The organism is Streptococcus sp. KHUD_014 (assembly GCF_051106275.1).
Classification (GTDB): domain Bacteria; phylum Bacillota; class Bacilli; order Lactobacillales; family Streptococcaceae; genus Streptococcus.
Genome location: NZ_CP193666.1, coordinates 1,623,539 through 1,645,089, shown reverse-complemented (window position 1 = coordinate 1,645,089; position 21,551 = coordinate 1,623,539). Strand labels below are relative to the sequence as shown.

General features: G+C 41.4%; 20 protein-coding genes. 18 read left to right on the top strand and 2 right to left on the bottom strand.

All coding sequences use genetic code 11. From position 1 onward, the window contains the following. The first annotated feature begins 2 nt into the window (after positions 1-2). Positions 3-248 carry a DUF3165 family protein gene (locus ACORHT_RS07890; RefSeq protein ID WP_075229332.1) on the top strand — a complete coding sequence of 82 codons (246 nt, stop codon included), beginning with the start codon at positions 3-5 and terminating at the stop codon, positions 246-248. Positions 249-597: 349 nt separating this feature from the next. Beyond that, a complete protein-coding gene (locus ACORHT_RS07885; RefSeq protein ID WP_434349961.1) occupies positions 598-5,346 on the top strand; it encodes a ZmpA/ZmpB/ZmpC family metallo-endopeptidase in 4,749 nt (1,582 codons plus the stop codon). A 254-nt stretch (positions 5,347-5,600) separates the two neighbouring features. On the opposite strand, the gene ACORHT_RS07880 is transcribed toward ACORHT_RS07885, so the two are convergent. After that, entirely contained in the window at positions 5,601-6,572 is a 972-nt protein-coding gene (locus ACORHT_RS07880; RefSeq protein WP_434349960.1) for an aromatic acid exporter family protein, read from the bottom strand. Positions 6,573-6,632: 60 nt separating this feature from the next. Next, positions 6,633-7,835: a serine/threonine transporter SstT gene (gene sstT / locus ACORHT_RS07875; RefSeq protein ID WP_434349959.1), complete on the bottom strand. Its 1,203-nt coding sequence runs from the start codon at positions 7,833-7,835 to the stop codon at positions 6,633-6,635. 149 nt (positions 7,836-7,984) lie between these two features. On the opposite strand from sstT, the gene ACORHT_RS07870 reads away from it, so the two are divergent. From ACORHT_RS07870 to ACORHT_RS07795, 16 genes are all read left to right on the top strand, one after another. Beyond that, positions 7,985-8,551 carry a mechanosensitive ion channel family protein gene (locus ACORHT_RS07870; RefSeq protein ID WP_434349958.1) on the top strand — a complete coding sequence of 189 codons (567 nt, stop codon included), beginning with the start codon at positions 7,985-7,987 and terminating at the stop codon, positions 8,549-8,551. A gap of 51 nt (positions 8,552-8,602) precedes the next feature. Continuing rightward, the gene (locus ACORHT_RS07865) at positions 8,603-9,511 is read left to right on the top strand and encodes a magnesium transporter CorA family protein (RefSeq protein WP_434349957.1); all 909 of its coding nucleotides are present in this window, start codon (positions 8,603-8,605) and stop codon (positions 9,509-9,511) included. Positions 9,512-9,525: 14 nt separating this feature from the next. Next, a complete protein-coding gene (locus ACORHT_RS07860) occupies positions 9,526-10,053 on the top strand; it encodes a YqeG family HAD IIIA-type phosphatase (protein ID WP_075229327.1) in 528 nt (175 codons plus the stop codon). Positions 10,054-10,055: 2 nt separating this feature from the next. Then, positions 10,056-11,162 (top strand): ribosome biogenesis GTPase YqeH, encoded by a 1,107-nt coding sequence (yqeH, locus tag ACORHT_RS07855; RefSeq protein WP_434349956.1) that lies wholly within the window; start codon positions 10,056-10,058, stop codon positions 11,160-11,162. 211 nt (positions 11,163-11,373) lie between these two features. Continuing rightward, the gene (yhbY, locus tag ACORHT_RS07850) at positions 11,374-11,685 is read left to right on the top strand and encodes a ribosome assembly RNA-binding protein YhbY (protein WP_000060171.1); all 312 of its coding nucleotides are present in this window, start codon (positions 11,374-11,376) and stop codon (positions 11,683-11,685) included. 50 nt (positions 11,686-11,735) lie between these two features. Continuing rightward, positions 11,736-12,365, top strand: a complete 630-nt coding sequence (locus tag ACORHT_RS07845; RefSeq protein WP_434349955.1) for a nicotinate-nucleotide adenylyltransferase — start codon at positions 11,736-11,738, stop codon at positions 12,363-12,365. Then, a complete protein-coding gene (yqeK, locus tag ACORHT_RS07840) occupies positions 12,365-12,958 on the top strand; it encodes a bis(5'-nucleosyl)-tetraphosphatase (symmetrical) YqeK (protein ID WP_434349954.1) in 594 nt (197 codons plus the stop codon). The genes ACORHT_RS07845 and yqeK overlap by 1 nt, the downstream gene beginning before the upstream one ends. Next, the gene (gene rsfS, locus ACORHT_RS07835) at positions 12,959-13,312 is read left to right on the top strand and encodes a ribosome silencing factor (protein WP_434349953.1); all 354 of its coding nucleotides are present in this window, start codon (positions 12,959-12,961) and stop codon (positions 13,310-13,312) included. A 321-nt stretch (positions 13,313-13,633) separates the two neighbouring features. Then, positions 13,634-14,374 carry a class I SAM-dependent DNA methyltransferase gene (locus tag ACORHT_RS07830; RefSeq protein WP_434349952.1) on the top strand — a complete coding sequence of 247 codons (741 nt, stop codon included), beginning with the start codon at positions 13,634-13,636 and terminating at the stop codon, positions 14,372-14,374. 9 nt (positions 14,375-14,383) lie between these two features. Continuing rightward, the gene (locus ACORHT_RS07825; RefSeq protein WP_434349951.1) at positions 14,384-15,481 is read left to right on the top strand and encodes a nucleotidyltransferase; all 1,098 of its coding nucleotides are present in this window, start codon (positions 14,384-14,386) and stop codon (positions 15,479-15,481) included. Positions 15,482-15,613: 132 nt separating this feature from the next. Continuing rightward, complete coding sequence (locus ACORHT_RS07820) at positions 15,614-15,868, top strand: type II toxin-antitoxin system Phd/YefM family antitoxin (RefSeq protein ID WP_186822552.1); 255 nt, start codon at positions 15,614-15,616, stop codon at positions 15,866-15,868. Between the two features lie 3 nt (positions 15,869-15,871). Continuing rightward, positions 15,872-16,126: a Txe/YoeB family addiction module toxin gene (locus tag ACORHT_RS07815; RefSeq protein ID WP_434349950.1), complete on the top strand. Its 255-nt coding sequence runs from the start codon at positions 15,872-15,874 to the stop codon at positions 16,124-16,126. Between the two features lie 216 nt (positions 16,127-16,342). Further along, entirely contained in the window at positions 16,343-17,956 is a 1,614-nt protein-coding gene (locus ACORHT_RS07810; RefSeq protein WP_434349949.1) for a ribonuclease Y, read from the top strand. 136 nt (positions 17,957-18,092) lie between these two features. After that, positions 18,093-18,719: a guanylate kinase gene (gene gmk / locus ACORHT_RS07805; protein ID WP_000775049.1), complete on the top strand. Its 627-nt coding sequence runs from the start codon at positions 18,093-18,095 to the stop codon at positions 18,717-18,719. 24 nt (positions 18,720-18,743) lie between these two features. Then, positions 18,744-19,058, top strand: a complete 315-nt coding sequence (gene rpoZ, locus ACORHT_RS07800; protein ID WP_434349948.1) for a DNA-directed RNA polymerase subunit omega — start codon at positions 18,744-18,746, stop codon at positions 19,056-19,058. An 84-nt stretch (positions 19,059-19,142) separates the two neighbouring features. Further along, complete coding sequence (locus ACORHT_RS07795) at positions 19,143-21,539, top strand: primosomal protein N' (RefSeq protein WP_434349947.1); 2,397 nt, start codon at positions 19,143-19,145, stop codon at positions 21,537-21,539. Positions 21,540-21,551: the final 12 nt, after the last annotated feature.

The window sequence follows — 21,551 nt, the reverse complement described above, 5'->3', positions numbered from 1 at the left end:
AAATGGTCTATTTAATCATAGGGATTTTATTACTCTTACTCTATGTATTTGCGACACCTCAAAGTATCAAGGGAACAGTCAACATTGTTATTCTAGTATTTGCTTTTGTTGCCCTATTGATTCTATTGATGTTGTCAATCTTACAAATCTTCCAACTGCCAACAGAATTCTTTATTACAGTAGCTATGCTTGCTCTTACTTACTTTAGTTTGAGAGATATATCCTTAATGTCGGTGAAAAAGAGATAGGCAAATAGCTTTGGAGTTCTGCTTGAATTCAGTAAAGCTATTTATAAAACATACCACAAGTGAAGTCAGAAAAACTGATTTCACTTGTGGTTTTTTTACTCTGTAACAAAGAATTTTTGAAAAATTCATCGATTTGTACCAGTGTTATCTTTTCCTTCAGTGGTAGGATATTGGAAGAATATTTGAAAAATCAAGCTCGAACTTCGAATCTTTGCAAAGGATAAGGATGGATTTCTTTAAAATTGGATAAAGGAGTTAGATATAGGAATTTTATTATTCAAATCTTTTGTAGGTGTTTACTATTTTTGATATACTGTGAGAAGGAATAGATACGAAATTGGAGTTTGTCATGAAAGAACATCATGTTAAAGAAAAACAACGCTTTTCTTTGAGAAAGTATGCAGTAGGAACTTGTTCCGTCTTATTAGGAACGAGTTTATTTTTTGTAAGCACAAGTGGAAATACTGTGCTTGCAGAGGAAAGGATTCCTCAGCTAGTGTCACACTATGTAGAAGATAAAGACTTGCCTGAATCTTTGAAGGCTGAACTACGTTGGTTTGAAGAGAATGCTATCCAAGTGGAGGAAGGTAAGGATTATTACTTCGTCTACCGTAAATCTACTGCGAAGTTACCGGATACTGGCTTGTTTTCAAATGCTATCCTGCCTGTGCTAGGTACAGGAATCTTGTTAGTTTCGCTCACTCTCATTAAAAAGAGAAAGGGAGCCTCTCTCTTTCTAGTGACAGTTTTGGCTGTGGGTGGGACTGCTCTATCGGTTTCTGCCTTGGAGAACTTAGTGGAGCTTCGTCCAGCTCTTGTCAAAACAGTTGTAGGAGAATTTTTGCCTAGTCCAGAAAGGATTGAGGGTTATGAATTTACAGGTTATTACTTTGTAAGAGAAAATGAGGAAATTTCTAGGACTGAAGATACAAAACCTCATTCCCTACAAGCAGATAAGGTAGACTCTACCTCAATCCCAAGTGAAGGTGCACCAAGCTTGGTCGAGGTGAAACCAGAGCTTGAAATTACGACAGAATCCGTTGCTTATGATACTCTTCATCAGGAAGATCCAGACTTGCTTAAGGGTCAAACTCGTGTTGTTCGAGCAGGGGTAGCAGGTGAGCGTACTATTTTAACCGAAGTCACCAAGGTTGATGGTAAGGAAACCCGTAAAGTAGTTTCTAATGAAGTCACCACCGCCCCTGTATCAGAAATCATCGCAGTAGGCACTAAGGTAGAGTTCACTTCAATTCCAAGCGAAGGTGCTCCAAGTCTTGTTGAAGATAAACCAGAATTGGAAGTTACGACAGAAGCAGTTGCCTATGAAACTATTCATCAGGATGATCCAAACTTGCTTAAGGGTCAAACTCGCCTTATCCAATCAGGCGTAGCAGGCGAGCGTACCATCTTAACCGAGGTCACCAAGGTTGATGGTAAGGAAACTCGTAAAGTAGTTTCCAATGAAGTCACCACCTCCCCTGTATCAGAAATCATCGCAGTAGGCACTAAGGTAGAGTCCACCTCAATTCCAAGTGAAGGTGCTCCAAGCTTGGTCGAGGTGAAGCTAAAACTTGAGGTTACAACAGAAGCCGTTGCCTATGATACTATTCATCAGGAAGATCCAGACTTGCTTAAGGGTCAAACCCGCCTTATCCAATCAGGCCTAGCAGGTGAACGTACTATTTTAACCGAGGTTACGACTGTAGATGGCAAGGAAAATCGCAAACTGGTTTCTAATGAAATAACAACCGCGCCCGTTACCGAAATTATCGCAGTAGGCATTAAGGTAGAATCCACCACAATTCCAAGCGAAGGTGCTCCAAGTCTTATTGAAGATAAACCAGAATTGGAAGTAACAAGAGAGTCAGTTCCTTATGAGACTATTCGAAAGGAAGACCCAACTTTATCTGACGGCCAAGTTAGACTTGTTCAAGCTGGAGTCGATGGTGAACGTACCATCTTAACCGAGGTTACGACTGTAGATGGCAAGGAAAGTCGCAAACTGGTTTCTAATGAAATAACAAGAGCTCCGATTCCAGAAATCATCCTTGTAGGAACTAAAAAAGAGCCCCTGCCTTTACCACAACCAAAAATTGAAACCCAAACAATCCCCTACAAAATAATTTATCAAGCAGATGACAGTCAAGAGGTCGGTTCTAGAAAAACGAAAACACATGGGGTCAAGGGACAAGTAGAAACCACTACCCGATATACAAGAGATCAAACAAGTGGCCAGATTACAGAGTCTAGTACATCAAAAACCTTGGTGGAAAAGGTAGATGAGATTATTCTAGTTGGAAGCAAACCAAGTGTGGAAACGAAGGTTATCACCAATAAAACGATATATGAAGCGGACCCTGCGCTTCCTTATCAAACAGAAAAAGTTGCTGTTTCAGGTAAGGAAGGAAGCGAAAAAACGACTACCACCTACCAAGTAGATGCTCAGACAGGTCAGGTTACAGAAAGAGATCACCAAAAAGAAGTAACAGCTCCGATTGATAAGGTAGTGAAAGTTGGAAATGTCCAAACTATCGTGATATCAATTCCAATCAAGGAGGAACGCCGTCAGGATCCAAGACTTGATAAGGATCTTGAAAAAGTAGAAAGCCAGGGCGAGCCTGGCGAGACCACCACTACCAGAGTCTATGAAGTAAATTCTCAAACAGGTGAATTGCTATCACACACGGAAACAAGTGCTGTGACAAAAGCAATGAAGCCAAAGGTCATCTTGGTGGGAACCAAAGAAAACAAACCACATCTTCTTCCAGTGAATACGGAGTTAGAAAATGCTATCGATGTACGGCCTGCTAGCCAAGGAATGAAGGCTGTGGATTTGCTTTCCAATCCTTACGTGACAAATGCCCTCAGACCAAATATTCTGGGACGAGATGTGATTAGTAAGAAGATTGAACTCAAAAAGACAAATCCTACTATTACAGATGAAGAGGTTAAAGAAGTCCTTCGCAAAGAATATCTAGAAAGATTATCTATTAAAGACGCGCTTGAAGAAACGAAAAAGACCCTAGATACAGACCTTAAAAAAGTTGTAGCCCATAGCTTGAGTGTGCTTGGAAACACAGCGGAAAGCAGAGCTAAGGTTCAGGCAGAGCTAGAAGCTAATAAGGAAAAAATTCTCCTAGGTTTAACCTATATCAATCGTTTCTACAATATTGACTTTGGCAAGACCAACATCCGTGATATTCTTGCCTACAATCCAAGTTCCTTTGGTAAAAAGGTGACATCACTAGAGTGGCTAACATCTCTGGGTTCAATGAGCTATGATGAGATGAAGCTGGTCAATAGTCCACGAACATTTGAAAAATACTTTGGAAAGGTAACCGATAAGTCAACTCTATTAGACTTTCTTGACTATAACCGAACTACCTTTACAAGTATGGATGGCGATACTTGGTTGAAGGATGCTACAAAAGCTATCGTTGTAGAGAAGAAATCTAAAGAAAAAACAGACGAAAATGTAAGTCTCTACACGAAATTAACCTCTGACCCTGCCAAGTATGGGGCAGAACCTCAACAGATTGATAATCGCAAACAATATAACCTGGCTACCCTTCTAGGACTAGTGAATATCAAGGAACCAAGTATCTATGCTATTACAAATATGGCAACCGTTTCTTACGGGAATATCGGAACTTATATGGATAGCTCACTGGCTCAGAGCAATCCTACTCAATATAAGGCTGAATTGGAAAAAGTGAAGGCTCTGGTTGAACTGACGGCTGAGCGTCAGGCTGCTTATGTTGATACGCTTTATAGAATCACTAAAAAAGACAATCAATCAAAACTAGTAACCAACCGTTTGATTGTGGATACTATGAAAAAGTATACTAGCAAGCAAAATGCAGGCATCAAGGAAACCTGGTCTAAGGAGTTTGGTCCAGAGGCGGATAAGGGAGTCAAGGATTTCATGTCTCCGCTAGGCATGTATTCTCCTTCTCAATCAGTAGGTGCTGAGGCTAATGGGGCTGGTGTGCGCTACTTTATTGATAGGGTTTTGGACGATCGAGGGTCAGCAACCTATTCTCATGAAATGACTCACTTGTTGGATCGTACAGTTCTCTTTAATAATTATGGTCGACGGGATGGTACAGGAGCAGAATTCTATGCACGTGGAATCTTTGAAAACTCCTACACTCCTGAAACGGATAGCTACTTTAACTTGAACTTTGTTTATGATGAGAGTGACAAAGAAAGTTTTTACAACAAAACACCAGAACGCTTTAAATCAGCCACAGATTTGAAAGAATATATGCATGGTAGTTTCGATGTTCTCTATACTTTGGATTATCTAGAAGCTGAGGCAAGTCGAGGATTGTCAGCAGCGGATAAGGCAGTCTACTTCAAGCAACTCTTGCCGAGTGCGACAAGTGGTTCAAGAACTCCTGTTTCTTATCCAAATCCATCTGTCAAACCAACCCACCAGAGTGAGGAAATCAAGGCCTTGACAGAGGCAGATGCTAGCATGCTAGGCGATGTTCATAGCTTGATTGACAATCACATCGTAGTAAATCGCTATATTATAAAGGGATTCACGGCTACAGGTAAAGTAGATGCCAATGGCTATTATACCGTTGATATGTTTGATACGATTTATGGTGTCAACGAAAATGACAAGGGGATGAGTGGCGATATCAGCTTTAGAAAACAAGCCTTTGAACTCATGGCAGGTCTTGGTTACTACGAAGGCTTCGTTCCTTATGTCTCTAATCAGTATAAGCAAGATGCTGAAAACGAGAATCGTCCCTTGTCAGATCAATATATCTTTGAAAAGATCTTAGCTGGCAAAACCTATGCTCAATTCAAGAAGGAACAAATGGATGAACGGATTGCTAATATCAGCAAGTTAAAACCGATTACGATTGAGTATAAAGGTAGGCAAGAACTGATTTCTAATCCTGAAAGAATGAAGCAATTGATGGAAGAAGCGGTAAAAGAAGAACTTGCCCAGATTAAAGCAGGAAATATCAGCCAAAAACAATACCGTTTCATTGAAACTCCTGTTCAGAAGTTGAAAAAAGCTATATACAAAGCATATCTCAAGGAATCAAATGAGTTTAGAAATTCCATCTATACTTCTTAAGAGCAAGATAATACTCAATGAAAATCAAAAAGCAAACTAGGAAGCGAGCCGCAGGCTGTACTTAAGTACGGCAAGACGAAGCTGACGTGGTTTGAATTTGATTTTTGAAGAGTATAAGTCAATCATTTAAAGTATCATAGAAGTTCAAGTCAATTTTGATATTTTGTGAGAATGATTCACTAGTTAGCTAGGTTTAAGACAGAAAAACACCTTTTGAATGGCAAGTTTTTGCGGTTCAAAAGGTGTTTTGATTATTAAGATAAATCGCTATATTCTTCAGCATAGCGTTTGTAGAAGTCAACTTTCAGTTGGATAAAGTTTTCCAATTCGCGTAGGAGTTGGAGTAAGGTTGCGCGTGTTTCAAATTCTTCTCTTGTTTTTGGGAGTGTGCGATGACGAAAAACTTCAAGATAGCCTTCGATAGCAGCTAGCAAATCATCTGCAGGATTGGTCTGGCTGAGTTGATCGGCAATTTTCGCAAAAAGTTGAGCAAGGATCAGGCTTTCACTTGCGGCTAGATTACAGGTGTTGATTTGCTGGGCCATATTGCGAAGAATACGACTCTGTCTCTGTCTCATTTCAAAATAGTGGATATGGTAATCGGTTTGATGGAAGAGATGGTCAGAGTGATCAAGATAGACCAGTTTGAGAGCTTCTTCGAGGAGCTGATCCAGTTCCTCAACGAGTTGAGCACGGTTGCGGCCATCGCCCTTTCCAAGATAATATTCAAAACGTTGTAGAATGTGTTTGAGTTTTTCCTCTACCTTGAGATGATGGAGATGGATTTCTTCTTGCCGAGAAGGCATGTAGAGATTGACAGTCAAGGCAAATCCCGTACCAATAAGAAATAGGAGGAGCTCATTCACTAGCAGATCTGGTGATGTAGACTCTTGAACCAAGAGATGACTGACCAGGACACTACTAGGGGTAATCCCAATTTCCCAACCGAATTTATAGGCAAGGGGAACATAGAGGGCCAGATAGAGACCAAAACTCCAGATATGGTAGCCAGTCAGTTGAAAGGCCAAGACGCCGATAGACAGAGCTAGCAGGGTTGAGAATAAGCGGTTTTTAGCTAACTTAATCGTGCTTCTACGGGTATCTGATAAGCTCAAAAGGGCGATGATCCCAGCAGAAACAGCTGAAGATAAATCAAGAAAGTAGGCTAGAACACAGGCTAGACAAGTAGCTAAAACAAGTTTAAAAGTACGTTGGGTGATAGACATAGAATACTTTCCGAATGAATAATAGTTATACTACATATTATAAAAGGAATTTCAAATAGGTCAAGCCTTCCGACCTGCAAATTCGGCAACTGCTGTAAAGAGTACATCGGTCGAAGAGTTAAGGGCTGTTTCGCAAGAGTCTTGGATAACACCGATGACAAATCCTACCCCCACAACCTGCATGGCAATATCATTTGAAATACCAAAGAGGCTACAAGCGACAGGGATGAGAAGGAGTGAGCCACCTGCAATACCAGAAGCCCCACAGGCTGAGATAGCTGCAACGATACTGAGCACAAAGGCAGTTGCAAAATCAACAGAGATTCCAAGTGTATTGACTGCTGCGAGAGTTAAGATGTTGATAGTAATAGCAGCGCCAGCCATATTGATGGTTGATCCCAAAGGGATAGAGACAGAGTAAGTATCAGGATTGAGCCCAAGATCTTTACAGAGTTTCATATTGACTGGGATGTTGGCCGCAGAGCTACGTGTGAAAAAGGCAGTGACACCACTGATACGCAAACATTTCCAGACTAGCGGATAAGGATTTTTCTTGATAAAGAGAAAAGCAATCAGAGGATTGATCACTAGGGCAACGAAAACCATAGTGGCAATCAAAAGTCCGAGTAGGATTCCGTAATTTGCTAAACTAGCGATACCTTGGTCTGAGATGGTTTTGAAGACCAAGCCCAGGATACCAAAGGGCGCAAGGTTGATGATCCATTCGACAATTTTTGAAGTCACACTGGCCATTGTTTTGAGTAGCTCCTTGCTATTTTTGCTAGCTTCTCGCATGGCGGTCCCGAAAACCACAGCCCAAGATAGAATCCCGATATAGTTAGCTTGAATAAGCGCATTGACAGGATTGTCTACGATTTTTAGTAGGAGATTGCTAAGGATTTGCCCGATACCATCTGGAGGAGAAACTTCAGTGCTAGCGCTACTTAAGACAATCTGAACAGGAAAGAGAAAGCTGGCCATAACCGCCACAAGAGCCGCAGCAAAAGTTCCAAGTAAATAGAGGAAAATGACCGTTCTCATATTACTATCTTGGCCTTTTTGGTGTTGAGAAAGGGCGTTGGCAACTAGGGCAAAGACCAAAATAGGAGCAATAGCCTTAAGGCCTCCTACAAATAAATCTCCAAGTAAACCGATTCCGGAGACATTGGGAACTAATAGACCGAGGATAGCCCCAATGGTCATTCCGAACCCTATTCTTTTGATAAGATTTGTTTTATTCCAAGCACGAATGATTCTTTTCATAGAGGTCTCCTTACTGTGTATTGTTTATGATTATAGTATAAATATGCTTGAAAAGCAAGTTAGTTGTAAATTTACATAAAACAAATGAATATTTATGAAAATAATAGCTTGATAGATTTGTGGTATAATGAAAAGGAAAGGAGTTTTGTATGCTAGAATTTTTTCAACGATATCTGGATAAATTAGATTTAACAACTGTTTTAGAGAATCTCTTGACCAAGGTGATTTCTCTTTTACTTCTCATTCTTCTATTTTACATAGCTAAAAAGTTCCTCCATGTTGCTGTAGGAAAGATTGTTAAACCCTCACTTAAATTTTCAAATCGAGATGCAGGTAGACAAAAAACCATTTCTCGTTTGCTTGAAAATATTTTCAACTATACACTTTATTTCTTTTTGATTTACTGTATTTTATCCATTCTAGGATTACCTGTCTCTAGCCTGCTTGCAGGTGCAGGGATTGCAGGTGTAGCTATCGGTATGGGAGCACAAGGTTTCCTGTCTGATGTTATCAATGGCTTTTTCATCCTCTTTGAACGTCAACTCGATGTGGGAGATGAGGTTGTTTTGACCAATGGTCCTATTACCGTATCAGGTAAGGTTGTCAGTGTTGGAATTCGGACGACTCAACTGAGAAGTGACGACCAAGCCCTTCACTTTGTTCCTAACCGCAATATTACCGTTGTGAGTAATTTTTCAAGGAAAGAAGAGAACTGAAATTTTACGTGATTTATGGTACAATAGAAAGAGTTTGGTAAAGGAGAAACGATGTTTTTAGATAAGCAGTTAGGGAATGGTTGCACCTGGATTAATCTAGATGTGGAAATCATCAAAAATCTTGAAGATTTGTCTGAAATCTACGGATTGGATAAAGAAACCATCGAATATGCGCTGGATAGAAACGAACGAGCCCACATGGATTATAACCGTGAAAACGGAACAGTAACCTTTATCTACAACGTTCTTGACTTAGAAAGGGACAAGGAATACTATGAAGCCATTCCTATGACCTTTATCGTTGAAAAACAACGAATGATTACCATCAGTAACCATAAGAATGCTTACGTCATTGATCAGATGTTAGCTTATCTCGAAAGCCATGAGTCCCTGTCCATTTACAAATTTCTTTTTGCTAGTCTAGAAATCATTAGTAACGCCTACTATCCAATTATTGAAAAGATGGATAAGAGTAAAGATGAAGTCAACGGTTTGCTTCGTCAGAGAACAACCAAGAAAAATCTCTTTGCCCTCTCCGACTTGGAGACAGGTATGGTTTATCTAACGGCAGCTGCCAAACAAAACCGTATCTTACTTGAGCATATCCAAGGGCATGCCCTCTATCGCCGTTTTGACGAAATTGAAAAAGAGCAGTTTGATGATGCTATGATTGAGGCTCATCAGTTGGTATCTATGACAGACTTGATTTCTCAAGTTCTTCAACAACTATCTGGCTCATACAATAATATCCTAAACAACAACCTGAATGATAACTTGACAACCTTGACCATCATTTCAGTTTTATTGGCCGTGCTTGCGGTTATCACAGGATTTTTCGGGATGAACGTTCCTCTTCCATTTATGGAGGACAAGCATGCTTGGATCTATATCACCTTGGCTAGTGCTGTCTTGTGGCTTGTTCTAGCCCAGTTTCTCAAAAGAATTGCAAGAATAAGTTAAGAAAAGGAGCCAGAATGGCGATTGAAAATTACATGCCAGATTTTGCTGTGGAAGCAGTTTATGATCTGACAGTCCAAAGCCTGCAGGAGCAGGGTATCAAGGCTGTTTTGGTTGATCTGGATAATACCCTGATTGCTTGGAATAATCCAGATGGAACAGCAGAGATGAAGCAATGGTTACATGACCTTCGTGATGCTGGGATTCGTATCATTGTAGTATCCAATAACACACCCAAACGTGTCAAACGAGCAGTTGAAAAATTTGACATTGACTATGTTTACTGGGCACTGAAGCCCTTTACTTTAGGAATTAACCGTGCCATGAAACATTTCCGCTATGAAAAAGACCAAGTGGTCATGGTTGGGGATCAACTCATGACGGATATTCGAGCGGCTCACCGTGCTGGGATTCGTTCGATTTTGGTCAAACCCTTGGTCCAGCATGACTCTATCAAAACACAGATTAACCGCGCTCGTGAGCGCCGTGTCATGAGAAAAATCGCTGAAAAGTACGGCCCTATTACTTATAAAAAAGGAATCTAACTATGGAAGAAATACTCTGTATTGGCTGTGGAGCAACCATTCAGACGACAGATAAGGCTGGTCTAGGCTTTACGCCTCAGTCAGCACTTGAAAAAGGTTTGGAGACAGGTGAAGTCTATTGTCAACGCTGTTTCCGTCTTCGTCATTACAATGAAATCACAGATGTGCAGTTGACGGATGATGATTTCCTAAAACTCTTGCACGAGGTAGGAGATAGTGATGCCTTGGTGGTTAATGTCATTGATATCTTTGACTTTAATGGTTCTGTCATCCCAGGATTGCCACGTTTTGTCTCGGGCAATGATGTCCTCTTGGTCGGAAATAAAAAAGATATCCTGCCTAAGTCGGTTAAACCTGGTAAGATTAGCCAATGGCTCATGGAACGTGCCCATGAAGAAGGACTTCGTCCAGTCGATGTTGTCTTGACTTCAGCGCAAAATAAGCATGCTATCAAGGAAGTCATTGAGAAAATTGAGCACTACCGTAAGGGTCGTGATGTCTATGTAGTTGGGGTTACCAATGTTGGAAAATCAACTCTTATCAACGCCATCATCCAGGAAATTACGGGTGACCAGAACGTCATCACAACTTCGCGTTTCCCAGGGACAACCTTGGACAAGATTGAGATTCCACTTGATGATGGTTCTTATATCTATGATACACCGGGAATTATCCACCGTCACCAGATGGCCCACTACTTGACGGCAAAAAACCTCAAATATGTCAGTCCTAAAAAGGAAATCAAACCTAAAACCTACCAGCTCAATCCAGAGCAAACCCTATTTTTAGGTGGTTTGGGACGATTTGATTTCATTGAAGGAGAAAAGCAAGGATTCACAGCTTTCTTTGACAATGAACTAAAACTGCACCGTACCAAGCTTGAAGGAGCTAGTGCCTTTTACGACAAGCACCTTGGAACCCTTCTTACACCACCAAATAGCAAGGAAAAAGAAGATTTTCCAAAACTAGTCCAGCATGTCTTTAATATTAAGGACAAGACAGATTTAGTCATTTCAGGACTAGGCTGGATCCGTGTAACAGGCACTGCAAAAGTCGCCGTCTGGGCACCAGAAGGCGTCGCCGTCGTCACACGAAAAGCAATTATTTAAACTAAAATCACTGAGCGAACAAAGTGAGCTCATAAAAAGATAGTTATTGCCGTGGTGTGATTGCCAATCTTTAGATTGGCAAGGGGCACAATTGAGACCTAGGCTCAATTGTGAGGTTAGGAAATCCATTTTTCAAAGATGAAATCTTTGGAAAATTAGTTCCGACCGTCCCTCACCACCTAAAATAACTATCAAAAAAGGAAGAAAGATTATGTCATTAACATCGAAACAACGTGCCTTCCTCAACAGCCAGGCACACACCCTCAAACCCATCATCCAAATCGGGAAAAATGGACTCAACGACCAAATCAAAACCAGCGTTCGTCAGGCACTTGATGCCCGTGAATTGATCAAGGTTACACTCTTGCAAAATACAGATGAAAATATCCACGAAGTAGCTGAAATCTTAGAAGAAGAAATCGGTGTGGATACAGTCCAAAAAATCGGTCGTATCTTGATTTTATATAAGCAATCAAGCAAGAAAGAAAATCGTAAGATTTCTAAAAAAGTTAAAGAAATCTAAAAATATACTCCAAAAAACTGTTTTTACAGAAGACTAAAGGAGATTAGCCTATGGCAATCGAACTGTTAACTCCCTTTACAAAAGTGGAGTTAGAGCCAGAAATCAAGGATAAAAAACGCAAACAAGTCGGTATCTTGGGTGGAAATTTTAACCCTGTTCACAATGCCCACCTGATCGTGGCAGACCAAGTGCGCCAGCAGTTGGGATTGGATCAAGTGTTGCTGATGCCTGAATACCAGCCACCTCACGTAGATAAAAAGGAAACCATCCCTGAGCACCACCGTCTCAAAATGCTTGAATTGGCGATTGAGGGAATTGAAGGACTAGCTATTGAGACAATCGAGTTAGAGCGCAAGGGTATTTCCTACACCTACGACACCATGAAACTCTTGACAGAGAAGAATCCAGATACAGATTATTACTTTATCATCGGTGCTGACATGGTAGACTATTTACCTAAGTGGTATCGAATTGATGAACTGGTCGACCTAGTTCAGTTTGTAGGAGTTCAGCGACCACGCTACAAGGCAGGGACTTCTTATCCAGTCATCTGGGTAGATGTGCCCCTGATGGATATCTCATCTAGCATGGTGCGTGATTTCATTGCCCAGGGACGTACACCTAACTTTCTCCTACCAAAACCAGTGCTAGACTATATCGAGAAAGAAGGGCTTTACTGATGGCATACCAAGACTATATCAACTGTTCGCGTGAAGAATTGTTGGAAAAAATGGCAGAGCTCCTACCTGAAAAACGTCTAACCCATTGTCTGGGTGTAGAGCGTGCAGCCATTGAATTGGCTCAGCGCTTTGGTGTGGATGTTGAGAAAGCTGGTTTGGCAGGTCTCCTTCATGACTATGCTAAAAAGCTATCAGATCAAGAATTTTTAGACTTGATAGATCGTTATCAACTTGACTCTGATCTTAAAAACTGGGGCAATAATGTCTGGCATGGCATGGTCGGTATCTACAAGATTCAGGAAGATTTGGATTTGAAAGATCCTGAAATTTTGCGTGCAATAGAAATTCATACAGTTGGAGCCAGTCAGATGACTGACCTAGACAAGGTCATCTACGTCGCAGACTATATCGAACACAATCGTGCCTTTCCAGGAGTGGATCAGGCGCGTGAGATTGCAAGTTTGTCACTCAATAAGGCAGTAGCCTATGAAACAGCTCGTACTGTAGAGCATTTGGCTCACCAAGGATTTCCTATCTATCCCCAAACCCTTGAAACCTATAACGCCTATGTGCACTATTTGAAAGAGGATTAAATGAACGAAAAAGAATTACTAGAACTAGTCGTGAAAGCGGCTGATGAGAAACGTGCTGAGGATATCCTCGCACTTGACGTACAAGAATTGACCAGTGTAACAGACTACTTTGTCATCACTAGCTCTATGAATAGCCGTCAATTGGATGCTATCGCTGAAAATATCCGTGAAAAAGTAGCTGAAGCTGGCTTTAAAGGCAGCCATGTTGAAGGTGATGCAGCTGGAGGCTGGGTCTTGCTAGACCTTGGTGGAGTCGTTGTGCATATCTTTTCAGAAGAAATGCGTGCCCACTATAACCTAGAAAAACTATGGCATGAGGCAGACTCAGTAGATCTCTCAGAAGCCTTAGCATAGGAGATGAACTCAGTTGCAGTCAACTGGGTTTCTTTGCTTAATTTAGAAGAAAATTGTTAGAAAGGCAAGGGTGTCGTGTTTGGTTGATGTTGAAACTGAACACGAGCTAAAAGCTGTGAGAAAAAGAGTAACTTTCTTTGTATCTGATGATACGGCAGAAAGTTTCCTATTTTCTCTTTGCTTTTAACGCTCTTTGTATCTTAGAAAGGATTTGAACCCGTCCTGTAATTCTCGGAAAATAGACAGCCTTCCTTGGAGCTCGGCTCCATCGTCAGACTCCTAATTTTCTATCGAATTACGGGCGGACTTGGTATCATGATTATGGCGACTTATGAAACATTTGCGGCTGTTTACGATGCTGTGATGGATGATAGTTTATACGATAAATGGACGGATTTTTCCCTCCGTCATTTGCCAAAGACTAAGGAGAGAAAGAAACTCTTGGAGCTGGCTTGTGGTACAGGCATCCAGTCTGTGCGCTTTTCTCAGGCTGGTTTTGATGTAACTGGACTGGATTTGAGCGCGGATATGTTGAAGATTGCTGAAAAGAGAGCTACTTCAGCCAAGCAAAAGATTGATTTTATTGAAGGCAATATGCTGGATTTGTCCAAGGCAGGAAAATACGATTTTGTGACTTGTTATTCGGACTCTATTTGCTACATGCAGGATGAGGTAGAAGTAGGAGACGTTTTTAAGGAAGTGTATAATGTCCTTAACGAAGATGGGGTATTTATCTTTGATGTGCATTCGATCTACCAGACAGATGAGGTCTTCCCAGGCTATTCCTACCATGAAAACGTCGAAGACTTTGCCATGCTTTGGGATACCTATGAGGACGATGCTCCTCACTCCATCGTGCATGAACTGACTTTCTTTGTCAAGGAAGCGGACGGCTCCTTTAGTCGTCACGATGAAGTGCATGAGGAGCGGACCTATGAGGTTCTGACCTATGATATTTTGCTGGAACAGGCAGGTTTCAAATCCTTCAAACTTTATGCTGACTTTGAGGATAAGGAGCCTACAGAAACTAGCACCCGTTGGTTTTTCGTCGCTCAGAAGTAGGAGACCATCATGACCATTACAGGTATTATCGCGGAGTTCAATCCTTTTCATAATGGCCACAAATACCTGCTGGATCAGGCGGAGGGACTGAAAATTGTTGCCATGTCTGGGAATTTCATGCAGAGAGGCGAGCCTGCTATCGTGGATAAGTGGACACGGGCTCAGATGGCGCTGGAAAATGGGGCGGACCTGGTAGTGGAATTGCCCTTTTTAGTCAGTGTTCAGGCAGCGGATTTCTTTGGACAAGGAGCAGTAGATATCTTGGCACGGTTGGGGATTGATAGCCTAGCTTTTGGGACAGAGGAAGTTTTGGATTATCAGAAAATTGCAGACCTATACTCAGAACGTGGTCAAGAGATGGCGGATTTTCTAGCAAAGTTACCTGACTCTCTCTCCTACCCTCAGAAAACCCAAGCCATGTGGAAGGAATTTGCAGGTCTTAATTTTTCAGGTGATACGCCCAATCATGTCCTTGCACTTGCCTATGCTAAGGCAGTTGCTGGACGAGACATCAAACTTTATCCAATTAAACGTCAAGGGGCGGGTTACCATTCTGTGGACAAGGATGTGGACTTTGCCTCTGCAACAGCTCTCCGTCAGCATCAATCAGACCAAGATTTCTTAGAACGCTTTATGCCTTCTGTTGATCTCTTTGAAAATGCTAGTAAGGTGAGCTGGGAAGATTATTTTTCTTTGCTTCGCTATCAAATCTTGTCAAATCCAGATCTAACCACCATCTATCAGGTCAATCAAGAAATGGCTGTGCGCATCAAAGATGCTATCAAAACGGCTCAGTCTGTTGACGAATTGGTTGAAGCGGTTGCGACCAAGCGTTATACCAAGGCGCGTGTTAGACGCCTCTTGGCCTATATTTTGGTGCAAGCTAGAGAAAGTGACTTACCAGAAGCCATTCATGTCCTTGGATTTACTGAAAAAGGCAGGCAACACCTCAAGTCCTTGAAGGGACAGGTCAATCTAGTCAGTCGAATTGGCAAAGAACCTTGGGATGATATGACTCAAAAGGCAGACCAGATTTACCAACTGGGACACCCTAGTATAGCAGAACAAAATTTTGGTCGAGTGCCAATCAGAATCGAAATAAACTAAGTCTACTTTGAGGTAGGCTTTTTTTAGTTTTTTTGAATAACTAGATAGAAAATAAAAAATCTTGTACAAGTTCCTGACAATTTTTTTCTTTTCGTGTATAATAGTTGAAAAGAGGTAAAACGAGGTATGGTTATGGAAGCAGTTCTTTACTCAACATTCCGAAATCATTTAAAGGACTATATGAAGAAGGTAAATGATGAGTTTGAGCCTTTGACAGTAGTCAATAAAAATCCTGACGAGGATATTGTAGTCCTTTCAAAGAGCGAGTGGGATAGTATTCAAGAAACCTTGAGAATTGCACAGAATAAGGAACTTTCTGACAAGGTCTTGCGAGGAATGTCCCAAGTTCGTGCGGGACACACTCAGGTGCATGTGATTGAGGAGTGAGGAATGCTGCTCAAGTTTACAGAAGATGCCTGGGCAGATTATTGCTACTGGCAAAACCAAGATAAGAAAACATTAAAAAGAATCAACAAACTAATCAAGGATATTCAACGTGATCCATTTACAGGAATTGGTAAACCAGAACCACTCAAATATGACTACCAAGGAGTTTGGTCACGTCGCATTGATGCAGAAAATCGCTTGATTTATATGATAGATGGGGATAGCGTGGCTTTTTTGTCCTTCAAAGATCACTACTAAGTCTACTGAGAGGTGGGCTTTTTCTAATTTGTGTGTAAAAAAATTCTTAAAAAATTTGGTTAGTAACAATAGCCTAGTTTATCAGGGGAAATAAGGATTTTAATCTCTGAAATAACCAAAACAACTTCAAATTAAGGTTTGTTAAAAATCAATTTTTATGGTAAAATGTATAAGAATGTATGTCATTCGGATTAACAAATTTAATGAGGTAAAAACATGGAAATCATGACAATTGCGATTGTTGTTTTTGCCGTCATCATTGGTTTAGTCATTGGATATGTCAGCATCTCAGTCAAGATGAAATCATCACAAGAGGCTGCAGAGTTGATGCTTTTAAATGCTGAACAAGAAGCAACTAATTTACGAGGACAAGCAGAGCGCGAAGCGGATTTATTAATCAATGAAGCTAAGAGCGAAAGCAAATCCCTTAAAAAAGAAGCACTATTGGAGGCTAAAGAGGAAGCCAGAAAATACCGTGAAGAAGTGGACGCTGAATTTAAGTCAGAACGTCAAGAACTCAAGCAAATCGAAAGTCGTTTGACGGAGAGAGCTACGAGCCTTGATCGTAAAGATGATAATTTAACGAACAAAGAAAAAACACTTGAACAAAAAGAACAAAGTATTTCTGATAGAGCAAAAAACCTTGATGTACGTGAAGAACAACTAGAAGAAATTGAGAATCAAAAGCAAGCTGAACTAGAACGTATCGGAAGTCTGACTCAGTCGGAAGCAAAAGACATTATCTTGGCTCAGACAGAGGAAAACTTGACTAAGGAAATTGCTAGTCGTATTCGTGAGGCTGAGCAAGAAGTTAAGGAACGTTCAGATAAGCTAGCTAAGGATATCTTGGCTCAGGCCATGCAGAGAATTGCTGGTGAGTATGTGGCTGAGTCTACCAACTCTATGGTTCATCTGCCTGATGATACCATGAAAGGTCGCATCATTGGTCGTGAAGGGCGTAACATCCGTACGTTTGAAAGTTTGACAGGGGTTGATGTCATCATTGATGATACGCCAGAAGTGGTAACCTTGTCAGGTTTTGATCCTATCCGTCGCGAGATTGCCCGTATGACTATGGAAACCTTGCTTAAGGATGGACGTATCCACCCAGCTCGTATCGAAGAGTTGGTTGAAAAAAATCGTCAAGAGATTGATAACAAGATTCGTGAATATGGTGAAGCTGCAGCCTATGAAATTGGTGCACCGAACCTTCACCCTGACTTGATGAAGATCATGGGTCGCCTGCAGTTCCGTACTTCATACGGACAAAATGTCTTGCGTCACTCGATTGAAGTTGCTAAGTTGGCTGGTATCATGGCTAGTGAGCTTGGTGAAAATGCCGCACTTGCCCGTCGTGCAGGATTCCTTCACGATATTGGTAAAGCCATTGACCGTGAGGTAGAAGGCAGCCACGTTGAGATTGGTACAGAATTGGCTCGCAAGTATAAGGAACACCCAGTTGTGATCAATACCATTGCTAGCCACCACGGTGATGTAGAACCTGAGAGTGTGATTGCAGTGATCGTTGCTGCAGCGGATGCCTTGAGTGCTGCCCGTCCAGGAGCTCGAAGCGAATCACTTGAAAGCTACATCAAACGTCTCCATGATTTAGAGGAAATTGCTAATAGCTTTGAAGGTGTTCAAAATAGTTTTGCCCTTCAAGCTGGTCGTGAAATCCGCATCATGGTAAACCCAGGTCAAATCAAGGACGACAAGGTCACAATCTTAGCTCATAAAGTTCGTGAGAAAATCGAAAACAATCTCGATTATCCAGGAAATATCAAGGTAACCGTGATTCGTGAACTTCGTGCAGTTGATTATGCAAAATAAATAAGAAAGAGCAGTTGAAAAATTACTGCTTTTTTGTTACACTAGATAGAAAGATTGTAGTGAACAGAAATGGCTTCACAAAGAGAATTCTGAATGAATTTCCAAGGCATTTCACAAACTATCTAAAGGAGACATAATGGCAGACCGAGGCTTACTAATCGTTTTTTCAGGTCCTTCTGGAGTTGGAAAAGGAACGGTTAGACGAGAAATTTTTGAGAGTTCTGAAAATCAATTTCAATATTCAGTATCTATGACGACACGGGCACAGCGTCCAGGCGAAGTAGATGGTGTTGATTATTTCTTCCGTACACGGGAGGAATTTGAAGAGTTGATCCGTCAAGGGCAAATGTTAGAGTATGCAGAGTATGTAGGCAACTACTATGGAACTCCTCTGACCTATGTTAATGAAACTCTTGATAAGGGAATCGATGTCTTTCTTGAAATTGAAGTGCAGGGAGCTCTCCAGGTTAAGAAAAAAGTTCCAGATGCGGTCTTTATCTTTTTAACACCACCAGATTTGGAAGAATTGCAAGACCGTCTCGTTGGCCGAGGTACAGATAGTGCAGAAGTGATTGCTCAGCGTATCGAAAAAGCCAAGGAAGAAATTGCTTTGATGCGTGAGTATGACTACGCTATTGTAAATGACCATGTTCCTCTAGCGGCCGAGCGTGTGAAACGTGTCATTGAAGCAGAACATTTCCGTGTAGACCGCGTGATTGGTCATTATCAGGATATGCTACCAAAGTCTCCGACTATTCGATAAAATTTAGAAAACAGGTACAAACAAATGATGCTTAAACCCTCTATTGATACCTTGCTTGATAAGGTACCATCAAAATATTCACTTGTCATCTTGGAAGCAAAGCGTGCTCATGAATTAGAAGCTGGAGCACCTGCAACTCAAGAATTTAAATCTGAAAAATCTACTCTTCGAGCCTTGGAAGAAATTGAATCAGGGAATGTAACTATTCACCCAGATCCAGAAGGAAAACGCGAAGCAGTTCGTCGTCGTATCGAAGAAGAGAGACGTATCAGAGAAGAAGAAGAAAAGAAAATCAAAGAGCAAATCGCGAAAGAAAAAGAAGAAGGTGAAAAAATTTAAGGTTGGGGGGACTCAATCTTATTTTTTCTATTGCAAGAATACTCAATCAATTGAAACGATTTAAGTAGAGAAGGAGGTGAGGATATGGTTATTGCAAAAATCATTGTGGATGTTCCCTTGATGCAGACGGACCAACCATACAGTTATAAGGTCCCTGAGGAATTTGTAGACATGCTGGAAGTTGGTATGCGGGTTCATGTGCCCTTTGGGAAGGCCAATCGCTTGATTCAGGGAATTGTTCTTGGGTTGGAGTCTCAATCTGATGCAGATGTGGCAGACGAGGACTTAAAAGAAATTGCCGAGGTGCTGGACTTTTCTCCTGTTTTAACGGAGGAACAACTCTGGCTAGCAGAGGAACTACGTAAGTCAGTTTTTTCATACAAGATTTCTATTCTAAAAGCTATGCTTCCAGGATTTTTGAATTCTAGCTATGATAAAATCCTCTATCCTCTGGAAGGCTTGAGTCAGGAGGACAGAGACCGTTTGTTTGGATCGCAAGAGTCCTTAGCATTTTCATCTCTAGACTTAGAAAAGCAGGCCGAGATGATGCGATTGACTCGCAAAGGACTTTTGAAGTTAGAGTATCAGGCTATAGACCAGAAGAAGGTTAAAACACAGTCTTGGATTGAAGTGAATCTTAATCATTTAGAAAAGCTAGCAATCTCAAATCGTGCTAAGAAGAAATTGGAATTGCGAGAGTATTTGTTAGCTCATCCTGAAACAGTTCCTTTGGCTACTTTGTTAGAACATTACTCACGGGAGCAAGTCAATTTCTTTGTGGAACAGGGAGCTTTGACGATTCTTCAAAAGGAAGTTCAACGTTCAGCTACCTACTTTGAAGGAATCGAGTCAAATCAAGCCTTAGAGTTAAACCCAGAGCAAAAACAAGCCTGTGAGGCGGTTGCTGGCGCGATAGGGAAGCAACACCCTCCCTTTCTGCTTCAAGGAATTACAGGAAGTGGGAAAACTGAGGTTTACTTGCAGATTATCCAAGGTGCCTTGGATATGGGAAAAACAGCGATTGTTCTTGTACCAGAAATCTCTCTGACACCTCAAATGACCGAGCGATTTATTGCTCGTTTTGGTGAGCAAGTTGCCATCCTCCACTCAGGCTTGTCCAATGGTGAAAAGTACGATGAATGGCGCAAGGTGGAGCGTGGAGATGCTCAGGTAGTCGTTGGGGCTCGCTCGGCTATTTTTGCACCTTTAAAAAATCTAGGTGTTATCATTATCGATGAAGAGCATGAGGCCAGCTACAAGCAAGATAGCAATCCGCGTTATCATGCTAGGGATGTGGCTCTTTTACGAGCACAGTACAATCAAGCAGCATTGGTCCTTGGTTCTGCAACGCCGAGTTTAGAAAGTCGTGCGCGTGCTGGTAAGGGTGTTTATCAACATCTACGCCTGACGCAACGGGCCAATCCTTTAGCGAGTATTCCTGAAGTTCAACTGATTGACTTCCGTGATTATATTGGGCAAAATGAAACGTCAAACTTTACACCACCTCTGATTGAGGCAATACAAGATCGACTGGATAAAAAAGAGCAAGTGGTTCTCATGCTCAATCGTCGTGGTTATTCTAGCTTTGTTATGTGTCGGGAATGTGGGACTGTTGATACCTGTCCCAACTGCGATATTTCTCTTACTCTGCACATGGATACTAAGACTATGAATTGTCATTATTGTGGTTTTTCTAAGGAAATTCCTCATGTCTGTCCAAACTGTCAAAGTCGCAGTATTCGTTACTATGGAACAGGAACTCAGAAAGCCTACGATGAGCTAGCGGAACTCTTTCCAGAGGCACGCATTCTACGCATGGATGTGGATACAACTCGTAAAAAAGGCAGTCACCAAGCTTTACTTGAGCAGTTTGGCAAGGGTGAAGCGGATATTCTTCTGGGAACCCAGATGATTGCCAAGGGCTTGGATTTTCCAAATGTGACCCTTGTCGGAGTTCTCAATGCGGACACAGCCTTGAACCTGCCTGATTTCCGTTCTTCTGAGAGAACTTTCCAACTCTTGACCCAGGTGGCAGGACGAGCAGGAAGAGCTGAAAAAGCTGGGCAGGTCTTGATCCAGTCTTACAATCCTCAGCACTATGCTATTCGCTTTGCCAAGGATCAGGACTATGAAGGATTTTATGCCTATGAAATGGGCATCAGACGTCAGTTGGGTTATCCACCTTATTATTTCACTATTGGAATCACCTTATCTCATAAAAAAGAAGAAGAGGTTCTTAGACGTGCTTATCAAGTAATGGGGATTTTGCGATCAGGTTTATCGGATGCTAGTATTATCCTTGGACCAACACCAAAACCTATCGCTCGCACTCATAACCTCTATCATTACCAAATTTTGATTAAATACCGTTTAGAAGATGAGCTTGGCCCAACACTTAACCAAGTTTTGGCCTTGACTCAAGAACGTGAAAATAGCGAACTTCGTCTCAGTATTGACCACGAACCGCAACAATTTTTATAAGAAGGAGAAGAT

What these genes read in the sequence shown, in the direction of transcription:
- rpoZ (WP_434349948.1), top strand. Translation starts at nt 18,744, where the DNA reads ATGATGCTTAAACCCTCTATTGATACCTTGCTTGATAAGGTACCATCA.
- ACORHT_RS07815 (WP_434349950.1), top strand. Translation starts at nt 15,872, where the DNA reads ATGCTGCTCAAGTTTACAGAAGATGCCTGGGCAGATTATTGCTACTGG.
- ACORHT_RS07890 (WP_075229332.1), top strand. Translation starts at nt 3, where the DNA reads ATGGTCTATTTAATCATAGGGATTTTATTACTCTTACTCTATGTATTT.
- gmk (WP_000775049.1), top strand. Translation starts at nt 18,093, where the DNA reads ATGGCAGACCGAGGCTTACTAATCGTTTTTTCAGGTCCTTCTGGAGTT.
- ACORHT_RS07825 (WP_434349951.1), top strand. Translation starts at nt 14,384, where the DNA reads ATGACCATTACAGGTATTATCGCGGAGTTCAATCCTTTTCATAATGGC.
- rsfS (WP_434349953.1), top strand. Translation starts at nt 12,959, where the DNA reads ATGAACGAAAAAGAATTACTAGAACTAGTCGTGAAAGCGGCTGATGAG.
- ACORHT_RS07865 (WP_434349957.1), top strand. Translation starts at nt 8,603, where the DNA reads ATGTTTTTAGATAAGCAGTTAGGGAATGGTTGCACCTGGATTAATCTA.
- ACORHT_RS07810 (WP_434349949.1), top strand. Translation starts at nt 16,343, where the DNA reads ATGGAAATCATGACAATTGCGATTGTTGTTTTTGCCGTCATCATTGGT.
- ACORHT_RS07845 (WP_434349955.1), top strand. Translation starts at nt 11,736, where the DNA reads ATGGCAATCGAACTGTTAACTCCCTTTACAAAAGTGGAGTTAGAGCCA.
- ACORHT_RS07870 (WP_434349958.1), top strand. Translation starts at nt 7,985, where the DNA reads ATGCTAGAATTTTTTCAACGATATCTGGATAAATTAGATTTAACAACT.
- ACORHT_RS07860 (WP_075229327.1), top strand. Translation starts at nt 9,526, where the DNA reads ATGGCGATTGAAAATTACATGCCAGATTTTGCTGTGGAAGCAGTTTAT.
- ACORHT_RS07885 (WP_434349961.1), top strand. Translation starts at nt 598, where the DNA reads ATGAAAGAACATCATGTTAAAGAAAAACAACGCTTTTCTTTGAGAAAG.
- ACORHT_RS07880 (WP_434349960.1), bottom strand. Translation starts at nt 6,572, where the DNA reads ATGTCTATCACCCAACGTACTTTTAAACTTGTTTTAGCTACTTGTCTA.
- sstT (WP_434349959.1), bottom strand. Translation starts at nt 7,835, where the DNA reads ATGAAAAGAATCATTCGTGCTTGGAATAAAACAAATCTTATCAAAAGA.
- yhbY (WP_000060171.1), top strand. Translation starts at nt 11,374, where the DNA reads ATGTCATTAACATCGAAACAACGTGCCTTCCTCAACAGCCAGGCACAC.
- yqeK (WP_434349954.1), top strand. Translation starts at nt 12,365, where the DNA reads ATGGCATACCAAGACTATATCAACTGTTCGCGTGAAGAATTGTTGGAA.
- ACORHT_RS07830 (WP_434349952.1), top strand. Translation starts at nt 13,634, where the DNA reads ATGGCGACTTATGAAACATTTGCGGCTGTTTACGATGCTGTGATGGAT.
- yqeH (WP_434349956.1), top strand. Translation starts at nt 10,056, where the DNA reads ATGGAAGAAATACTCTGTATTGGCTGTGGAGCAACCATTCAGACGACA.
- ACORHT_RS07795 (WP_434349947.1), top strand. Translation starts at nt 19,143, where the DNA reads ATGGTTATTGCAAAAATCATTGTGGATGTTCCCTTGATGCAGACGGAC.
- ACORHT_RS07820 (WP_186822552.1), top strand. Translation starts at nt 15,614, where the DNA reads ATGGAAGCAGTTCTTTACTCAACATTCCGAAATCATTTAAAGGACTAT.